Source organism: Arthrobacter sp. AOP36-F1-5 (genome assembly GCF_058137995.1).
The window spans coordinates 2,193,230-2,209,916 of sequence record NZ_CM176892.1; the positions used below are offsets into that span (position 1 = coordinate 2,193,230).

Annotated in this window: 16 protein-coding genes and 1 other RNA gene; 7 read left to right on the forward strand and 10 right to left on the reverse strand. The window is 65.1% G+C overall.

Annotated elements, in window-relative coordinates; genetic code table 11:
• The first annotated feature begins 115 nt into the window (after window positions 1–115).
• From AC3ZI9_RS10040 to AC3ZI9_RS10050, 3 genes are all read left to right on the forward strand, one after another.
• Window positions 116–3,919, forward strand: a complete 3,804-nt coding sequence (locus AC3ZI9_RS10040) for a multifunctional oxoglutarate decarboxylase/oxoglutarate dehydrogenase thiamine pyrophosphate-binding subunit/dihydrolipoyllysine-residue succinyltransferase subunit (RefSeq protein WP_444555458.1) — start codon at window positions 116–118, stop codon at window positions 3,917–3,919.
• Between the two features lie 106 nt (window positions 3,920–4,025).
• On the forward strand, window positions 4,026–4,631 hold the full coding sequence (locus tag AC3ZI9_RS10045; RefSeq protein WP_444555459.1) for a GDSL-type esterase/lipase family protein: 606 nt from the start codon (window positions 4,026–4,028) through the stop codon (window positions 4,629–4,631).
• Window positions 4,632–4,721: 90 nt separating this feature from the next.
• The gene (locus tag AC3ZI9_RS10050; protein ID WP_444555475.1) at window positions 4,722–4,796 is read left to right on the forward strand and encodes a 50S ribosomal protein bL37; all 75 of its coding nucleotides are present in this window, start codon (window positions 4,722–4,724) and stop codon (window positions 4,794–4,796) included.
• Between the two features lie 59 nt (window positions 4,797–4,855).
• On the opposite strand, the gene rsrA is transcribed toward AC3ZI9_RS10050, so the two are convergent.
• Window positions 4,856–5,122, reverse strand: coding sequence for a mycothiol system anti-sigma-R factor (rsrA, locus tag AC3ZI9_RS10055; RefSeq protein ID WP_444555460.1), 267 nt, complete (start codon window positions 5,120–5,122; stop codon window positions 4,856–4,858).
• Window positions 5,122–5,778, reverse strand: a complete 657-nt coding sequence (locus tag AC3ZI9_RS10060; RefSeq protein WP_444555461.1) for a sigma-70 family RNA polymerase sigma factor — start codon at window positions 5,776–5,778, stop codon at window positions 5,122–5,124. The genes rsrA and AC3ZI9_RS10060 overlap by 1 nt, the downstream gene beginning before the upstream one ends.
• 279 nt (window positions 5,779–6,057) lie before the next feature.
• Here AC3ZI9_RS10060 and AC3ZI9_RS10065 point away from each other — a divergent pair, with 279 nt between their 5' ends.
• Genes AC3ZI9_RS10065 through hisN form a run of 4 tightly spaced genes read left to right on the forward strand, consistent with a single transcriptional unit; the run spans window position 6,058 to window position 9,940 of the window.
• On the forward strand, window positions 6,058–6,585 hold the full coding sequence (locus tag AC3ZI9_RS10065) for a DoxX family protein (RefSeq protein WP_444555462.1): 528 nt from the start codon (window positions 6,058–6,060) through the stop codon (window positions 6,583–6,585).
• Window positions 6,586–6,595: 10 nt separating this feature from the next.
• The gene (gene aroA, locus AC3ZI9_RS10070; protein WP_444561841.1) at window positions 6,596–7,921 is read left to right on the forward strand and encodes a 3-phosphoshikimate 1-carboxyvinyltransferase; all 1,326 of its coding nucleotides are present in this window, start codon (window positions 6,596–6,598) and stop codon (window positions 7,919–7,921) included.
• A gap of 2 nt (window positions 7,922–7,923) precedes the next feature.
• Complete coding sequence (rsgA, locus tag AC3ZI9_RS10075) at window positions 7,924–9,027, forward strand: ribosome small subunit-dependent GTPase A (protein ID WP_444555464.1); 1,104 nt, start codon at window positions 7,924–7,926, stop codon at window positions 9,025–9,027.
• Between the two features lie 40 nt (window positions 9,028–9,067).
• A complete protein-coding gene (gene hisN, locus AC3ZI9_RS10080; RefSeq protein WP_444555465.1) occupies window positions 9,068–9,940 on the forward strand; it encodes a histidinol-phosphatase in 873 nt (290 codons plus the stop codon).
• Window positions 9,941–9,943: 3 nt separating this feature from the next.
• Here the strand turns inward: hisN and AC3ZI9_RS10085 are convergent, their stop codons facing one another.
• The 8 genes from AC3ZI9_RS10085 to AC3ZI9_RS10120 form a co-directional block, all read right to left on the reverse strand.
• Complete coding sequence (locus AC3ZI9_RS10085) at window positions 9,944–10,393, reverse strand: YrdB family protein (protein ID WP_444555466.1); 450 nt, start codon at window positions 10,391–10,393, stop codon at window positions 9,944–9,946.
• A gap of 172 nt (window positions 10,394–10,565) precedes the next feature.
• Window positions 10,566–10,952, reverse strand: a transfer-messenger RNA (tmRNA) gene (gene ssrA, locus AC3ZI9_RS10090).
• A 115-nt stretch (window positions 10,953–11,067) separates the two neighbouring features.
• Complete coding sequence (gene smpB / locus AC3ZI9_RS10095) at window positions 11,068–11,547, reverse strand: SsrA-binding protein SmpB (protein ID WP_444555467.1); 480 nt, start codon at window positions 11,545–11,547, stop codon at window positions 11,068–11,070.
• A gap of 163 nt (window positions 11,548–11,710) precedes the next feature.
• Window positions 11,711–13,270 carry a peptidoglycan DD-metalloendopeptidase family protein gene (locus AC3ZI9_RS10100; RefSeq protein WP_444555468.1) on the reverse strand — a complete coding sequence of 520 codons (1,560 nt, stop codon included), beginning with the start codon at window positions 13,268–13,270 and terminating at the stop codon, window positions 11,711–11,713.
• Between the two features lie 71 nt (window positions 13,271–13,341).
• Window positions 13,342–14,256, reverse strand: coding sequence for a permease-like cell division protein FtsX (gene ftsX / locus AC3ZI9_RS10105; RefSeq protein ID WP_444555469.1), 915 nt, complete (start codon window positions 14,254–14,256; stop codon window positions 13,342–13,344).
• On the reverse strand, window positions 14,253–15,035 hold the full coding sequence (ftsE, locus tag AC3ZI9_RS10110; protein ID WP_444555470.1) for a cell division ATP-binding protein FtsE: 783 nt from the start codon (window positions 15,033–15,035) through the stop codon (window positions 14,253–14,255). The genes ftsX and ftsE overlap by 4 nt, the downstream gene beginning before the upstream one ends.
• A gap of 203 nt (window positions 15,036–15,238) precedes the next feature.
• A complete protein-coding gene (locus AC3ZI9_RS10115) occupies window positions 15,239–15,889 on the reverse strand; it encodes a CoA transferase subunit B (RefSeq protein WP_444555471.1) in 651 nt (216 codons plus the stop codon).
• 4 nt (window positions 15,890–15,893) lie between these two features.
• The gene (locus AC3ZI9_RS10120) at window positions 15,894–16,685 is read right to left on the reverse strand and encodes a CoA transferase subunit A (protein ID WP_444555472.1); all 792 of its coding nucleotides are present in this window, start codon (window positions 16,683–16,685) and stop codon (window positions 15,894–15,896) included.
• Window positions 16,686–16,687 lie beyond the last annotated feature (2 nt).

Below are 16,687 nucleotides of genomic sequence, written 5' to 3' on the forward strand. Positions count from 1 at the left end.
GGCAACGCCGCGCGGAAAGTCATTAGACTGGCCAGAGGTCCAAGGCAAAGCCGGAGGACCGGCCCGGACACGATCGGGACCAGCGACGAGGCAATCAGGGAGAAGAGGCGTAATCGTGCCAGATCAACCACACCACCGACTGACCGAGGAGTTCGGCGGGAACGAGTGGCTCGTCGAGGAGCTCTACCAGCAGTATCTGCGGGACAGGAACTCCGTGGACAAAAAGTGGTGGAGCATTTTCGATTCGTTTGATTCCTCGGGACGCCCCGCCGCCCAGGACTCCGCCCCCGCCCAGAAGGCCCCGGCCAAGACCGGCTCCTCCCCCAGCCCCCGGGCTGCTTCCTCGGCCCGGGTGACCGAGGCCCCCGCGGAGCAGAAGACCGGGGCGGACGCCCCCTCCACGGCCACCACCTCCGGTGACACGCCCAAGGACACCCCCGAGACCCCGAAGGCCAAACCCGCGGATCCCGCCCCGAAGGCCTCCCCGATCCCCGCCGAACTGCCCAAGTCCAGCGCCGGGGAGCAGCAGCCCGAAGAAGACGTCGTGAAGCCGCTGCGTGGACCGGCCAAGGCCATCGCCAAGAACATGGAGGCCTCCCTCGAGGTCCCGACGGCCACCACCGTGCGTGCCGTGCCGGCCAAGGCCCTCATCGACAACCGCATCGTCATCAACAGCCACCTGGCCCGGGCCCGTGGTGGCAAGGTCTCCTTCACCCACATCATCGGCTTCGCCGTCATCCGCGCCCTGAAGCTCTTCCCCTCGCAGAACGTGAGCTACCGCGAGGTGGACGGCAAGCCCTCCTCGGTGCAGCCGGCCCACGTGGGTTTCGGCATCGCCATCGACATCCCCAAGCCCGACGGCTCCCGGATGCTCGCGGTCCCGAACATCAAGAAGGCCGAGACCCTGAACTTCTCGGAGTTCTGGAACACCTACGAGGACCTGATCCAGCGGGCGCGCGGCAATAAGCTGACCGCCGACGACTATGCCGGGACCACGGTCTCGCTGACCAACCCCGGCGGCATCGGCACCGTCCACTCCGTGCCCCGCCTCTCCAAGGGCATGGCCACCATCGTCGGTGTCGGCGCCCTGGAATACCCCGCGGAATTCCGTGGCGCCAGCGAAAAGACCGTGGCGATGCAGGGCATCGGCAAGGTCATCACCCTGACCTCGACCTATGACCACCGCGTCATCCAAGGCGCAGGCTCCGGCGAGTTCCTGCGGCTGGTCGAATCGCTGCTGCTCGGTGAGCAAGGCTTCTACGACGAGATCTTCGAAGCCCTGCGCATCCCCTACGAGCCGGTGCGCTGGGTCGTGGACAACCAGGTCGACGTCGATCTCCAGGTCAATAAGATCGCCCGCATCCAGCAGCTCATCCACGCCTACCGCGTCCGCGGGCACCTGATGGCGGACATCAACCCGCTGGAGTACGTCCAGCGCCGCCACCCCGACCTGGACATCCGCACCTACGGCCTGACGCTATGGGATCTGGAACGCGAATGGGTCACCGGTGGTTTCGGCGGCGCCGACCGCCTGACCCTACGCAAGATCCTCGGCGTGCTGCGCGACTCCTACTGCCGCACCACCGGCATCGAATACATGCACATCCAGAATCCCGAGGAACGCAAGTGGTTCCAGGACGAGATGGAGCATGAATACACCAAGCCCAGCCGCGACGAGCAGTTCCGCATCATGGGCCGCCTCAATGCCGCCGAGGCCTTCGAGACGTTCCTGCAGACCAAGTTCGTCGGCCAGAAGCGCTTCTCGCTCGAAGGCGGCGAATCCCTGATTCCGCTGCTCGATGGCATCATGTCCGACGCCGCGGACCAGGGCATGGACGAAGTGGGCATCGGCATGGCCCACCGTGGTCGCCTCAACGTGTTGACCAACATCGCCGGCAAGACCTACGCGCAGGTCTTCCGCGAATTCGAGGGAACGCAGGATCCCCGCTCCGTCCAGGGGTCCGGTGACGTGAAATACCACCTGGGCACCGAAGGCAAGTTCACCTCCGACAACGGCAACGAGACCCGCGTCTACCTGGCGGCGAACCCCTCGCACCTGGAAGCCGTCGACCCGGTGCTCGAGGGCATCGTGCGGGCCAAGCAGGACCGTCTGGACCACGGCACCGAATCCACCGGCTTCAGCGTCCTGCCGATCCTCATCCACGGCGATGCCGCCTTCGCCGGGCAGGGCGTGGTCTCCGAGACCCTGAACCTGTCCCAGCTGCGCGGGTACCGCACCGGCGGAACCATCCACGTGGTGGTCAACAACCAGGTCGGTTTCACCACCTCCCCGACTGCCTCGCGTTCCTCGGTCTACTCCACCGATGCCGCCAAGATCATCCAGGCGCCGGTCTTCCACGTCAACGGGGACGATCCCGAGGCAGTGGTCCGGGTCGCCCAGCTGGCGTTCAAGTACCGGCAGAAGTTCAACAAGGACGTGGTCATCGACCTCGTTTGCTACCGCCGCCGTGGCCACAACGAGGGCGACGACCCGTCGATGACGCAGCCGATGATGTACAACCTCATCGAAAACAAGCGCTCGACCCGCAAGCTCTACACCGAGGCGCTGGTCGGACGTAACGACATCACCCAGGACGAGGCCGATCAGGCGCTGCGCGACTACCAGGGCCGGCTGGAACGGGTCTTCACGGAAACACATGAAGCCCAGACCTCCCCGATCCCGGTCGTGAACTCCAGCGACGCCTCGGTCAACGACCTGGAGCTGCCGACCTCGCAGCTCGAGGACGCCCCGTCCACGAGCCCGGTCAAGACGGCCATCTCCGCCGAGGCGCTCGCGGCAGTGGGTGCGGCCCACCTGAAGATCCCCGAGGGCTTCACCATCCACCCCAAGCTCAAGGCCCTGCTGGAGCGTCGGGACACGATGTCCCGCGAAGGCGGGATCGATTGGGGCTTCGCCGAGATCGCCGCCTTCGGCGCCCTGTCCATGGAAGGCATCCCGGTGCGTCTGTCCGGCCAGGATTCACGCCGTGGCACCTTCGTCCAGCGCCACTCGGTCTTCCACGACCGCAAGACCGGCGACGAGTGGATGCCGCTGCGCAGCCTCTCCGAGGACCAGTCCAAGATCTGGTTCTACGATTCGCTGCTGAGCGAATTCGCCGCGATGGGCTTCGAATACGGCTACTCGGTCGAACGCCCGGATGCCCTGGTGTTGTGGGAAGCGCAGTTCGGCGACTTCGTCAACGGCGCCCAGACCATCATCGACGAGTTCATCTCCTCCGCCGAGCAGAAGTGGGGCCAGCGGTCCTCGCTCGTGCTCATGTTGCCGCACGGCTACGAGGGGCAGGGCCCCGACCACTCCTCGGCACGCATCGAGCGCTTCCTGCTGATGTGCGCCGAAGAGAACCTGATCGTGGCCAACCCGTCCAACGGCGCCAACCACTTCCACCTGCTGCGGCGCCAGGCGTACACCCGTCCGCGCAAGCCACTGATCATCTTCACCCCGAAGCAGCTGCTGCGCCTGAAGGCCGCCGCCTGCTCGGTGGAGGACTTCACCCAGGGCGGGTTCCAGGAGGTCATCCCCGATGTCCTGGACCTGAAGGGCCAGGAGGTCGAGCGGGTGCTGATGGTCTCCGGTCGGCTGTACTACGATCTGGAATCGGCCCGCAAGAAGGCCGGCGACGAGAAGACGGCGATCATCCGCATCGAGCAGCTCTACCCGCTGCCGGTCGGGCAGATCAATGCCGAACTGGCCAAGTACCCCAACGCCAAGCTCTACTGGACCCAGGACGAGCCGGCGAACCAGGGTCCCTGGCCGTTCATCGGCTTGAACCTGGCCCCGGAGCTGGACCGTCCGGTGGAGTTGGTCTCACGTACGGCGTCGGCGGCCACGTCGACCGGTTCGCATAAGCGCCACGAGGTGGAGCTGGCCGAACTCCTGCAGCACTCCTTCGGGAAGTAGCCGACGGACGAACGAACGCATCAGCCGAAGGGCGGGACCGTACGTCCCGCCCTTCGGTGTAGCAGGCCCCCCGTCATGGTGGGCGTACCGCGCAGAAAGGTCTTTCGTGGAACAACGAACCATTCGCATCGCCGCCATCGGCAACGAGATCCTCGCCGGACACGGTGACCCGCGGTCACTGGGTTGGTATGGTCGGGTCCTGGCCCGCACCACGGGTGATGACTTCCGACTCCAGAGCTACACGCTGGCTTCCCCGGACGAGGGCACCGAGGCACTGGCCGAACGGTGGTTGCAGGAGGCTGGCCGGCGTTTCGGCGAGGGCTGCGACAACCGTCTGGTGGTGGCCCTGTCCGATTTCGACCTCGACCTCGGGCTTTCCACCGCCCGCAGCAGGCTGAATCTGGCCAACATCCTTGATGCCGCGTCACAGATGAGCATCAAGGCCATGGTCGTGGGCCCGATCCCCTCCCTCGATCAGGAGCGCAACGCCCGGTTGGCCGATTTGTCGGCTGCCTATGCCGATGTCGCCTCCCGCCGCCACCACGCGTACGTCGACACCTTCACGCCGTTGCAGAACCACGAACAGTGGCGCAACGACCTGGCCGCCAACGGGGGCCTGCCGGGACAGGCAGGCCACGGTCTCATTGCCTGGCTGGTCCTCCACCGTGGCTGGTACAGCTGGTTGGATCTCGCGGAACCGACCGGGGCGTAGCTCCGTCCGGGTGCCGGTGAATAGGACCGGGTCCCCGGGTGTGACAAGATGGAGGGCAGCTAGAATCCCCGAGAAGAGCAGGAGGCAGCTATGAGCAAGCGTGCACGTAAGCGCCGCGGCCGCGCCAAGAAGGGCGCGAACCACGGTAAGCGTCCGAACACCTAAACCAGGTGAACAGCGAAGAGCCCACATCCTTCAGGATGTGGGCTCCTTTGTGTTGTGGGTCAGTCGTGCCGGGTCTCCACCCGCAGCTCGCTGATCCGGCTCATGATCCGGGTCTTGAGCGTATTCGGTGCCACTTCCTGGCAGCTGCGCTTCACGACCGACCGGATGATGCATTCAAGGTCGTATTCGTGGGTGCATTCCTCACACCCCTCGAGGTGTTCGCGGACGTCCTTGAGGTCATCCACCGACAGTGCACCGTCGAGGTATTCGTACAGACGGGCGATCCGTTCGTCTCCGCAGTCGCCCAACGATTGGCAGTCGCCCATCATTTCCTCCCTTGTCCGGCCGCCGCCGGGCGGTCCGTCTCCTTCTGCGCCGTGCCCAGTCCCCTGGTGGCGGCGTAGTCGGCGAGTAGTTCCCTGAGTTGCTTGCGCCCCCGGTGCAACCGCGACATGACGGTACCGATCGGAATGCCGAGGATCTCGGCCACTTCCTTATAGGCGTAGCCCTCCACATCCGTGAAGTACACGGCCAGACGGAACTCCTCGGGAATCGACTGCAGCGCCTGCTTCACGTCGGAATCCGGCAAGTGGTCCAACGCTTCCGCCTCGGCCGAGCGCAGTCCGGTGGACGTGTGCTGCGCGGCCTTCGCCATTTGCCAGTCCTCGACCGTATCGGTGCTGGAACGCAACGGTTCGCGCTGGCGCTTGCGATAGAGGTTGATATAGGTGTTCGTCAGGATCCGGTACAGCCAGGCCTTCAGATTGGTGCCTGGTTTGTACTGGTGGAACGCCGAATAGGCCTTGGTGTAGGCCTCCTGGACCAGGTCCTCGGCATCGGCGGGATTACGCGCCATGCGCATCGCCGCCGAATAGAGCTGGTCGACATATTGCAGGGCATCCCGCTCGAACCGTGCGCGCTGCTGCGCTTCGGTCTCGCGACCCTCGGGGACGGCTTCGGTCCCTTGCTGTGAAGTGCTCATCACGGCCCAGTCTAGACCGGGAGCCGGACGACTGGGCGTTGGCTGGGCCACTCGTTCGGCGCAAGTCAATGTCGGCATGCTCGGCAGCACCCCCTTTCGAAGTCTCATTAAGCCGCCATCGCGGTTGCGGTGGTTCTCTGCCACCGGCCTCTTGTACTTCACAACAGCACGATTTGGCTGCCTATTCCCTTCCGACGGTGATCGGGGCACCGTCCGAACCGAAAAAGTGCGAGACTAGGACAAGCATGTGAACGCACTCCCGACTCCTTGGAGGAATCGATGTCCCTGGCTCGCCTGATTGCCCGTCCCCTGCTGGCTTCCAGCTTCGTGTTGACCGGTCTGGACCGCGTCCGCAAGCCCGAGGAGAGTGGTGAGCGGTTGCGCCCGAATCTGCGTCGTGCCGCCTCGGTGTTCCCCCAACTGGAATCGGTTGCCGCGAAGCCGGCCCTGGCCGCCCGCTGCATCGGCGCAGCCCAGGTCCTGTCGGGGCTGATGCTGGCCCTGGGCAAGTTCCCGCGTTTCTCGGCCTTCGTCCTGGTCGGTTCCTCCGCCGTCACCGGTTTCAACGACAACGCCGGCGAGTCCAAGCTGTTGACGTCCAGCCGGGTCAAGAATCTTTCCCTCGCCGGAGGCGTCCTGCTGGCCAGCGTGGACACCGATGGTGCCCCGTCGATGGCCTGGCGTGCCCGCCACCTCGGCAAGGATGCCCGCAGGCAGCTGGCCAAGGCCAATAAGGAACTTTCCAAGACGGTGCGTGACGGGGCCCAGGATGCCCGCAAGGCCGCAGAAGACGTGGTCGGCCGCTAGAGCACACGTCATGAGCAGCAACACCATCACCCCCGAGTCCACCACCGACTGGCCGGCCCCGCGGGCGCATGGCCGGATCGATGCCACCGTGCAGGTCCCGGCGTCGAAGTCGTTGACCAACCGATACCTGTTGTTGGCCGCCCTGGCGGATGGCCCCTCGCGATTGCGCAAGCCGTTGCGTTCCCGCGATTCCGACCTGATGATCCAGGCCCTTCGGGTCCTGGGTGCAGGGATCGAGGAACGCCGCAGCCACGACGGGGCCGGGCAGGATCTGCTCATCACCCCCATCGACCGCACGGTGGCCCGTGGTGCGCTCACCGTCGACTGCGGCCTGGCCGGGACGGTCATGAGGTTCGTCCCGCCGTTGGCCGCCCTGCTCGATGCCACCGTGTTCTTCGACGGCGACCCGGCCGCCCGGGTCCGTCCCATGGCCCCCGTGGTCACCGCCTTGAAGGATCTGGGTCTGCAGGTCGTGGACGAGGACCCCGGCATGCTGCCCTTCACGCTCGAGGCCACGGGTGTGGTGGCCGGAGGGGATCTACGGGTCGATTCCAGCGGTTCCTCGCAATTCATTTCCGCCTGGCTGCTCGTCGGGGCCTTCTTCCAGCACGGCCTGCGGATCGAGCACGACGGCGATTCGGTGCCGAGCCTGGACCATATCCACATGACGATCGCCACGCTGCGCGAGGTCGGGATCCGGATCGATGAGCCCGCCCCCAACCAGTGGCTCGTCCACCCCGGGACCGTGGAGGCCTTCGACGTCGCCATCGAACGCGACCTTTCCAATGCCGGCCCCTTCCTCGCCGCCGCATTGGCCGCCGGGGGCACGGTCCGGGTGCCGGATTGGCCCGCCGAAACCACCCAGGTCGGTGCCCGTTGGCCGGAGATCCTCACCCGGATGGGGGCCACGACTTCATATGAGGGCGGGGTACTCACGGTCAACGGCCACGGAACCATCGACGGCATCGAGCTGGCCGACGCCTCGGAACTGGCCCCCACGGTGGCAGCGCTGGCTGCCCTGGCGGGTTCTGAAAGCCGCCTGACGGGCATCGGGCACCTCCGGGGGCACGAAACGGACCGGCTGGCCGCCCTGGTCACCGAGATCAAGGCCCTCGGCGGTGAGGCCGAGGAACTCGCCGACGGGATACTGATCCGCCGACCCGTCGACCGGGGAGGACTCTTCCACAGCTATGAGGACCATCGCATGGCCACCGCCGGTGCGGTGATCGGCTTGGCCGTGGACGGGGTCCGGATCGAAGACATCGGCACCACGGCGAAGACCATGCCCGATTTCCCCGGGTTGTGGCAGGAACTGGCTGCGACCGGCGGGGCCTGACGATGGCGCGTGATGCCCGCAGTTGGGACGAATCAGATGTCAGGATCCGCCCCAATAAGAAAGGATCCCGCCCGCGGACGAAGGACAGGCCCTCCTATGACGAGGCCGTCATCGGGCGGATCATCACCGTTGATCGCGGCCGCTATACGGCGATCCTGGACGAGGACACCGCCACCGAGCGGATCGTCATCGCGGCCCGGGCCCGGGAGTTGCGGCGCTCCCCCGTCGTCCCCGGGGACTTCGTCGCCTTGGTGGGCGACACCACCGGCCAGCCGGATACCCTGGCCCGCCTGGTCAGGATCCAGGATCGCGACACGGTGCTGCGACGCAGCGCCGATGACACCGATCCGGTGGAGCGCATCGTCGTGGCCAATGCCGATCAGCTGGTCATCGTGGTCGCTGCTGCCAATCCGGAGCCCAGGACCGGGTTCATCGACCGGGCGCTGGTCGCGGCCTTCGACGCAGGCATCGACGCCATCCTGTGCGTGACCAAGACCGATATCAAGGATCCGGCCGAGCTGCTGGAAAACTACCGGCATCTGGACATGGACATCGTCACCAGCAAGAGCATCGCCGCCGAGGGGACGGGCATCGACGCCCGTTCGGCCGACGGCGCCTCGGCCCGGCTGGACGAAGGCGCCATCGTGGAACTTCGACGGCTGATGGCAGGACGCGTGACCGTGGTGTTGGGGCACTCCGGGGTCGGCAAGTCCACCCTGGTCAATGCCCTGACCGGGGCGCAACGCGCCACCGGGGGCGTCAATGCCGTCACCGGTCGTGGACGGCACACCTCGTCTTCCGCCATCGCCCTGCGGGCCGAGCAGGCCCCGGCGGGGACCTGGATCATCGACACGCCCGGCATCCGCTCCTTTGGTCTGGCACTGGTCGACCCGGACCACATCCTGGACTCCTTCCCCGATCTGGTCCAGGGTTCGGTGGACTGCCCCCGCGGTTGCCGGCACACCCCCGACTCCCCCGGCTGCGCACTGGATGCCTGGGTCCGTCGCCCCGAGGCGGATGCCTCGGGGGTGGCCCGGCTGGCTTCCCTGCGGCGTCTGCTCGGGGTCGAGGAGAAGGCCAAGGGCAAGGAACTAGGGTCGGTCTAGGAGCACGGTCCGGAGCGGTTCCTGCGGTAGGTTTGAAGGCATGACCCGCGACGTAATGAGCTATAACGACGACCTGCGCCTGGCACATGCCATTGCCGATTCCGTCGATTCCCTGACCATGTCCCGCTTCAAGGCACAGGACCTGCAGGTGGAGACCAAACCGGATCTGACCCCGGTCACCGATGCCGACCGGATGGCCGAGGAGGCCATCCGCAGCCAGCTGGGCCGCACCCGCCCCCGCGACGCGGTGCTGGGCGAGGAATTCGGCAGCACCGGTCACGGCTCCCGCCGTTGGGTCATCGACCCCATCGACGGGACGAAGAACTTCGTGCGCGGGGTTCCGGTGTGGGCCACGCTGATCTCACTCATGGATGAAGGTCGCGCCGTGGTCGGTCTGGTGTCGGCACCGGCATTGGGTCGTCGGTGGTGGGGAGCCGAGGGCACGGGCGCCTATACCGGCAAATCCCTGGCCTCGGCCACCCGTTTGAACGTTTCGGGGATCAACGACCTGGCCGACGCATCCCTGTCCTATTCAAGCCTGGGCGGTTGGCGCGAACGAGGGCAGCTGGAGAACATGCTCGATCTGCACGACGCCGTCTGGCGCACCCGGGCGTTCGGAGACTTCTGGTCCTACTGCCTCCTGGCCGAGGGCGCCGTTGACATCGCCTGCGAACCGGAGCTGAACCTCTACGACATGGCCGCCCTGGTCCCGATCGTCACCGAGGCAGGAGGACGCTTCACGTCCCTGGACGGCGAGGACGGCTGCATGGGAGGCAACGCGCTGGCCACCAACTCCCTGCTGCACGAGGCCACCCTGGACCTGCTCAACGGTTCACCCGATTCCGTGGTGCCCGACTCCGGCGCCCCAGCCGACCAGCGGGCCGACCACGCCTCCCCGTGGGAACGCGCCTAGGCTTCAGCGCGCGGCGCGGCGTCCTGCGGGACGACGCCGGTTGCGGCGTTGGGCCTGCGCGTCGCTAGCCAGTTCCTCGCGCTTGAGCCAGTTCATGACTCCGCTGGCGAGTGTCAGCACCAACATGATGCCGGCGAGCCAGAGGTGTCCTGCACTCCACAACGCCGCCACACCCAGCAGGAACAGCACGTGGGCGACCACAGGGTGGATGGGCCATCCCAGCCGCCACGGCGCCTGGGGCGAGAGCAGGAGCCCCCAGAGGATGACGAGCGGGATCAACACCACGAGGACGGACACCACCGGTGCCAGCGGCAGGAACTCGATCGCCCAGAGCCCGGCGGCACACAGCAGTGCCACCTCCAGGACGAATGCCAAGATCCCGGCGGGACGGATCGGCGTTCCGGAAGGCTTGTCCGCCACGACTTCCGCAGCGTTCTGCGGTTCCTCTTCCATGCCTTCTGCCTTTCCCCTCGAGGGGCAGCCCGGGAGCGGGCAGCCTGAATATTTGGTACACCTTCTGGAACATTCGGGTCCCGGTGTCTCTTCCATTCTAAGCATGCGGCCCGCGATAGCCGGGACAGCACGCAAAAGGCCCCGGAATCACGAGGATTCCGAGGCCTTTCAACCGTGGAGATGGGGGGAATTGAACCCCCGTCCGATGTGGTGTTGCCAGGACTTCTCCGGGCGCAGTCTGCTATGGGTTTTCTCTGCTCCAACAGCCGTCTCACAAACATGCGGCTGGACCCTTTCGGGATACCCCGAGCACAGTCATCTGAATTATGCCCGACACCCCGATGACAAAGGTGTTGAGCAGTGGCTATCTAAACGACGCCAGTATCAGGGCCGATAGCAATCCCTGGCTGACGGACTGTCTGGCTGCTTAGGCAGCGAGAGCGAAGTCAGTGCGCTTTGAGTTGGCACTTGTGTTTTGCAAAGAGCGTTTACGAGATAACTTTGCGTCCTCGGCCCGCTTCTCCTGTCGCGACTCACATCGTCGAAACCGATCATCCCCGTATGAATTTCTCAATGCGGGTTTCCCCGCTCAACCTGCGGGCGAAACCCGCAGGACATCTAGCATAACCCACGATGGGCGGGATTCATTCCCTGCCCGAATCCAGGGGTCAAAATCAGGACACGCCGCGGTTCCGTTCGCGCAGGGCCCGTAGTGCATCGCGGTTGTCCTGCTTCTCGCGCAGGGTCTGGCGTTTGTCGAATTCCCGTTTGCCCTTCGCCACACTGATTTCCAGCTTGGCGCGCCCGTCACGGAAATACAGTTGCAGCGGCACGATCGTGTAGCCGGGGTCCTGGATCTTCCGTGTGATCTTGATGAGTTCCTCACGGTGCAGCAGCAATTTCCGCCGACGCCGGCCCGCATGGTTCGTCCACGATCCGTTGAGGTACTCGGGGATGTAGATCCCCTCAATGTAGAGCTCTTCGTTATAGAACTGGCCGAAACCATCAACCAGGGAGGCCTTGCCCTGGCGCAGGGACTTCACTTCGGTTCCGCTGAGCACCATCCCGGCTTCGTACGTGTCCAGGATCTGGAAATCGTGGCGCGCCTTGCGGTTGGTCGCAATGACCTTGCGCTCGGTGGTGTCCTTGGGCATGCCAACCTCCTCCTGTATACGTCATGGTGTCGGGCCGTGGCCGCGGTGAGTCGAACATCAATCCTACGTCATCGGGGCCGGCGCCCGGGCGGCACGGTTGCTCCTGCATGCGGGCACCATCTGCAGGTTCCCTGCCCGGAGCACCGGGCGCTGCGCGGGGTTGCTAGAGCAGTCCCGCAGGGTTGACGACCTTGCCGTCGAGGATCGTTTCGAAGTGCAGATGGCAGCCGGTGGAGTTGCCGGTGGTTCCGACATAGCCGATCAGTTGGCCCTTGGAGACCTTCTGGCCGCTATGGACGACGTAGCTGCTCAGGTGGTGGTAGCCCGTCACCAGGGCGTGGCCCTTGACGACGCCATGGCTGATCTGGACCTTGTTCCCCGAGGTCGGGGACAGGGTGGCATACCAGACCTCACCTGCAGCTGCCGCGTGCACGGGAGCACCGCACCGACCACCGAAGCCCCAGTCGAGCCCGGCGTGGACGTAGCCACCCCTGCCGCCGTAGTCGATGGTTCCTGCCGGAGTGGGGCGCCAGCCGAACGTGGAGGTGATATGCCCGCCGGAGGTCGGTTTGGACAGGCCCCAACTGCTCGTACTGCTGGAGGACCCGCTATTGCCCTGGCTGGATTTCTTCTTCGCCGGGGCGCTGGTCTTCTTGCTCTTGCTGCGTTCGGAAGCGGCCTTCCGGTCCGCCGCGTCGGCTGCTGCACGCTTCGCGGCGGCATCGGCCGCATTGGCCCGGGCGGCCTTCTCCGCGGCAGCACGTTTGGCCCGCGCCGCGGCTTCGGCCTTCGCCGCGCGTTCTGCGGCTTGTTCGGCGGCGACCTTGGCGGCCTTTTCCGCAGCGGCCTTGGCAGCCTCTTCCTTGCGCTTGCGTTCGGCGGCCTCACGGATCAGACGCTCCTGGCGCTTCTTGATCTTGGCGACCACCTGGTCGTGCTCATCCTCTTGCTTCTTGATCTGGGCCTTGATCTGAGGACGTTTGGCGTTGAGTTCCTCGCTGGCTTCCTGGGCGCCATCGATGAGTTCGTCGACATGGCGTTTTGAGGCTTCAGCCTCGTCCCGGGCCGCCTGCTCCCGGACCAGTGCCGCTTCTGCCTGGCCCTTGAGGTCGCTGATCTCCTCTTCGACGGCGGCCAGTCGTGCCTGGACGTTGGCATCGGTCGCCTGCTGTTGGCTCAGATCGCTCAGTACGGCATTCTGGCTGCGCAGCGCCTGGTTGGCCAGGCCCAGGCTGTCGGCGAGGTTTCCTTGCTCGGAGTTGGAGTTGAGCATCAGGCTCAAGTTGCTGGAGACTCCCCCACGCTTATAGGCCTGGGTGGCGATCTGCCCGATGACCTTGCGGGTGTCTTCCATCTTCTCGGCGTCCTGGTCCATTTGACTGCCGATCTGGTCCTTCGAGGCCTGCGCGGCATCCACGCGTGCGGAGAGTTCGTTCACCTGCTCCGTGGCACTCTGGACGCTGGCCCGGGCGCTCGAGAGCTTCTCCTTCGCCGCCGGAAGCTTGTCCTGGTAGCCCTTGAGCTTCTCCGCGGTCTTCTGGATGTCGGCATCGAGGAATTCCATATCGGTTTCCAGGGAATCAAGTTGCTTCTCGACCTGTTGCTTGTGGTCGTCCAACTTATCGGCCTGGGCCACCGGAGCCATCAGCGACAGGGACAGCAGGCTCACCAGGGCACCACTAATCACGGCACGGGACAGGCTCCGTCTATTGCGGTCCGCCACAGGGTCGGTCCTTTCAGTGGTACGGCAGGTTCATCCTCGAAGGAGCCCGGGGAACACGGGCTCGGAGCAACCTAAACCTTCAGGTAACGCCTTAAGGTCAGGACCGACGATACACCAGCCAGGACGATCCCCAACGCAAGCAAGCCGGGGGCGACCAGGAATACCTCGTTGGTGGCAATGAAGGCAGTGTCCGGATACTCGATCGCCAACTTTCCTTGGATCAGGTATTTCACCACCGCCCACAGCGTCCCCGAGGCCAGCACGGCACCGATGAGGGCGGCGATGACCCCTTCCAGGACGAACGGTAGTTGGATCACCGCCTTCGAGGCGCCGACCAGGCGCATGATCCCGGTTTCCCTTCGTCGGCTGAAGGCCGAAAGCCGGATGGTCGTCGCCACGAGGAGCACGGCGCAGAAGATCATGACCACCGCAATGCCCACGGCCACCAGGGAGGCGACATTCATGACCGAGAAGATCTTCTCCAACAAGTCGCGTTGGTCGATGACGGTGTCCACGCCCTTCATGGGGGTGAACAGTTCGTTGATGACGTCGTATTTTTCGGGGTCCACCATCTTGACGCGGAAGGACTCCGGGAGCTGGTCCGCCGTGACGGTATCCACGATCGGCGAGTTCTTGAACTGCTCGCGGAAATGCTCCAGGGCCTGATCCTGCGACTCGTACTCGTAGCTCTCCACATACGGCTTCACCGCTGCGGAGTCGAGCTGGCTCTTGATGGCCGAACGCTGCGAATCGGTCACTGCACCATCGGCGCAGGTCTGGGAGCCGTAATCGTCTCCACACAGGAAGATGGCTACTTCGACCTTGTCGTACCAGAAGCCCTTCATCTGCGTGATCTGCATTTGCGTCAGCGCGGCGGCCCCGACGAACGTCAGGGAAATGAAGGTCACCAGGACCACGGAGATGACCATGGAGAGGTTTCGACGTAGACCAGAACCGATCTCGCCGAGGATGAATGCGAGTCTCATGCTTCGTCCTCCTCGGTGTCAAAGGGGGCAATGGCCTGGTCCCGCGGGTCGGCGGTCCGCAATTCGCGCGAGCCATCCCGATTGACGATGGGGATCATGGCCGTGTATTCGCCGGCTTGTTCGTCGCGAACGAGTTTGCCTTCGTCCAGTTCGATCACCCGACGGCGCATCGAGTTCACGATGTCCGTATCGTGGGTGGCCATGACCACGGTGGTCCCGTTTTGGTTGATCTTGTCGAGGATGTTCATGATCCCCACGCTGGTGGCGGGGTCGAGGTTTCCGGTCGGCTCATCCGCGAGCAGGATCCCCGGTTGGTTGACGATGGCCCGGGCGATGGCCACGCGTTGCTGTTCACCGCCGGAGAGCTCGTGGGGCATCCGGCGTTTCTTGTCCTCCAGGCCCACGGTCTTGAGGACCTCGGGGACGGTGCTGCGGATCGAGGCCCGGCCCTTGCCGATGACCTGCATCGCGAAGGCCACGTTGGAGAAGACATCCTTATTGGGCAGCAGCCGGAAGTCCTGGAAGACGACGCCGATGCCCCGACGCATGCGAGGGACCCTCCAGTTGGGGATTCCCGCCACATTCTGGCCGGCGACGTGGACGGAGCCCCGTGAGGCCTGGTCCTCGCGCAGGACCAGACGGATGAACGTCGATTTACCGGAGCCGGAGGCCCCCACGAGGAAAGCGAAGTCACCGCGATTGATCTCGACATCGATATCGTCCAGTGCCGGACGGGACTTCTGGTCGTAGACCTTGGTGACGTGCTCAAATCTGATCATGGCAGTTCTGCCCACTCGGACCACCGGTCAGTGTCCGAAAATGCGGGGCTTTGCTGGGGGAACGTACAGCACCGGCATTGAGCACTCTAGCCCCGACATTCTGCCTCCGGGTGCAGGTGGAAGCGTGTGTCGGGGTTCCGGCCCCGAGAGAACGGGCCCGGTCCTTGCCGGACCGGGCCCGTGATCACGGGAGCTGCCGGGGCCTATGCGCCGGCGAGCTCTCCGCCCAAGGTCAGTTCCGGCTCGGTCGCGGCCCGGACCTCCTCGACGCTCACCCCGGGGGCGGTTTCCAGGAGCACCAATCCCCTATCGGTCACCTCGATCACCGCCAGGTCGGTGATGATCCGGTTCACCACGGCCTTGCCGGTCAACGGCAGCGAGCACTCGCGCACGATCTTCGCCGAACCGTCCTTGGCCGTATGGTCCATCAGGATGATCACTTCCCGGGCTCCTTGCACCAGGTCCATGCCCCCGCCGGGGCCCTTGACCATCTTGCCCGGAATCATCCAGTTCGCCAGATCGCCCTGGGTGGAGACCTGCATCGCTCCCAGGATCGCCACGTCGATCTTTCCGCCGCGGATCATCCCGAAACTCATGGACGAATCGAAGAAACTCGCCCCCGGGTTGACCGTCACGGTTTCCTTGCCTGCGTTGATCAGGTCGGGATCCATATCCTCCTCGAGCGGGTAGGGCCCGACCCCGAGGATTCCGTTTTCCGACTGCAGGACCAGGGTCCTGCCGGCGGGGATGTAGTTCGGAACCAGAGTCGGCATCCCGATGCCCAGATTCACATAGGCCCCGTCCACCAGCTCCTGTGCGGCCCGCTCGGCCATCTGCTCACGTGTCAGTGCCATCGTCTCAACCTTCCTTCGTCGTCGAACCGGCGGGGCGCACCGTGCGCTTCTCCACTGGCTTTTCGATGTCCTGGCCCACTTCCAGGACACGGTGCACATAGATCCCCGGCAGGTGAACCTGGTCAGGATCGATCTCCCCGGGTTCCACGAGTTCCTCGACCTGGGCGATGCACACCTTCCCGGCCATCGCCGCCGGCGGGCCGAACTGCCGGGTCGCCTTGTTGAACACCAGGTTCCCGTGCCTGTCGCCCTTGAGCGCGTGGACCAGGGCGAAGTCGGAGACGATCGCCTCTTCCAGGACGAAGTCGTTCTTCTCGCCTCCCGGGGCGAAGGAGCGCACCTCCTTGGGTTCCGAACCCTGCAGGATGTTCCCGTCGGCGTCGTACTTCTGCGGCAATCCGCCTTCGGCGACCTGGGTGCCGACACCGGCTGCGGTGTAGAACGCGGCGATCCCCGATCCACCGGCCCGCAGCTTCTCGGCCAGCGTCCCCTGCGGGGTCAACTCCAATTCGAGTTCCCCGGTGAGGTACTGGCGGGCGAATTCCTTGTTCTCCCCGACATAGGAGGAGGTCATCTTCCGGATCCTGCCGGCGGCCAGCAACACACCCAGCCCCCATCCATCGACACCACAGTTATTGGAGACCACCGACAGGCCCGTCGCGCCTTGTTCCAAGAGGGCCTCGATCAATGCCATCGGGTTGCCCGAGAGGCCGAAACCACCAACCGATATCAGGGAACCATCCCCGATATCCGCTACGGCCTCCGCCGCAGAACCGACACTTTTATCCATGGTCATTT

What these genes read in the sequence shown, in the direction of transcription:
- rsrA (WP_444555460.1), bottom strand. Translation starts at nt 5,122, where the DNA reads ATGGGCGACTGCCAATCGTTGGGCGACTGCGGAGACGAACGGATCGCC.
- AC3ZI9_RS10060 (WP_444555461.1), bottom strand. Translation starts at nt 5,778, where the DNA reads ATGAGCACTTCACAGCAAGGGACCGAAGCCGTCCCCGAGGGTCGCGAG.
- AC3ZI9_RS10065 (WP_444555462.1), top strand. Translation starts at nt 6,058, where the DNA reads ATGTCCCTGGCTCGCCTGATTGCCCGTCCCCTGCTGGCTTCCAGCTTC.
- aroA (WP_444561841.1), top strand. Translation starts at nt 6,596, where the DNA reads ATGAGCAGCAACACCATCACCCCCGAGTCCACCACCGACTGGCCGGCC.
- rsgA (WP_444555464.1), top strand. Translation starts at nt 7,924, where the DNA reads ATGGCGCGTGATGCCCGCAGTTGGGACGAATCAGATGTCAGGATCCGC.
- hisN (WP_444555465.1), top strand. Translation starts at nt 9,068, where the DNA reads ATGACCCGCGACGTAATGAGCTATAACGACGACCTGCGCCTGGCACAT.
- AC3ZI9_RS10085 (WP_444555466.1), bottom strand. Translation starts at nt 10,393, where the DNA reads ATGGAAGAGGAACCGCAGAACGCTGCGGAAGTCGTGGCGGACAAGCCT.
- smpB (WP_444555467.1), bottom strand. Translation starts at nt 11,547, where the DNA reads ATGCCCAAGGACACCACCGAGCGCAAGGTCATTGCGACCAACCGCAAG.
- ftsX (WP_444555469.1), bottom strand. Translation starts at nt 14,256, where the DNA reads ATGAGACTCGCATTCATCCTCGGCGAGATCGGTTCTGGTCTACGTCGA.
- ftsE (WP_444555470.1), bottom strand. Translation starts at nt 15,035, where the DNA reads ATGATCAGATTTGAGCACGTCACCAAGGTCTACGACCAGAAGTCCCGT.
- AC3ZI9_RS10115 (WP_444555471.1), bottom strand. Translation starts at nt 15,889, where the DNA reads ATGGCACTGACACGTGAGCAGATGGCCGAGCGGGCCGCACAGGAGCTG.
- AC3ZI9_RS10120 (WP_444555472.1), bottom strand. Translation starts at nt 16,685, where the DNA reads ATGACCATGGATAAAAGTGTCGGTTCTGCGGCGGAGGCCGTAGCGGAT.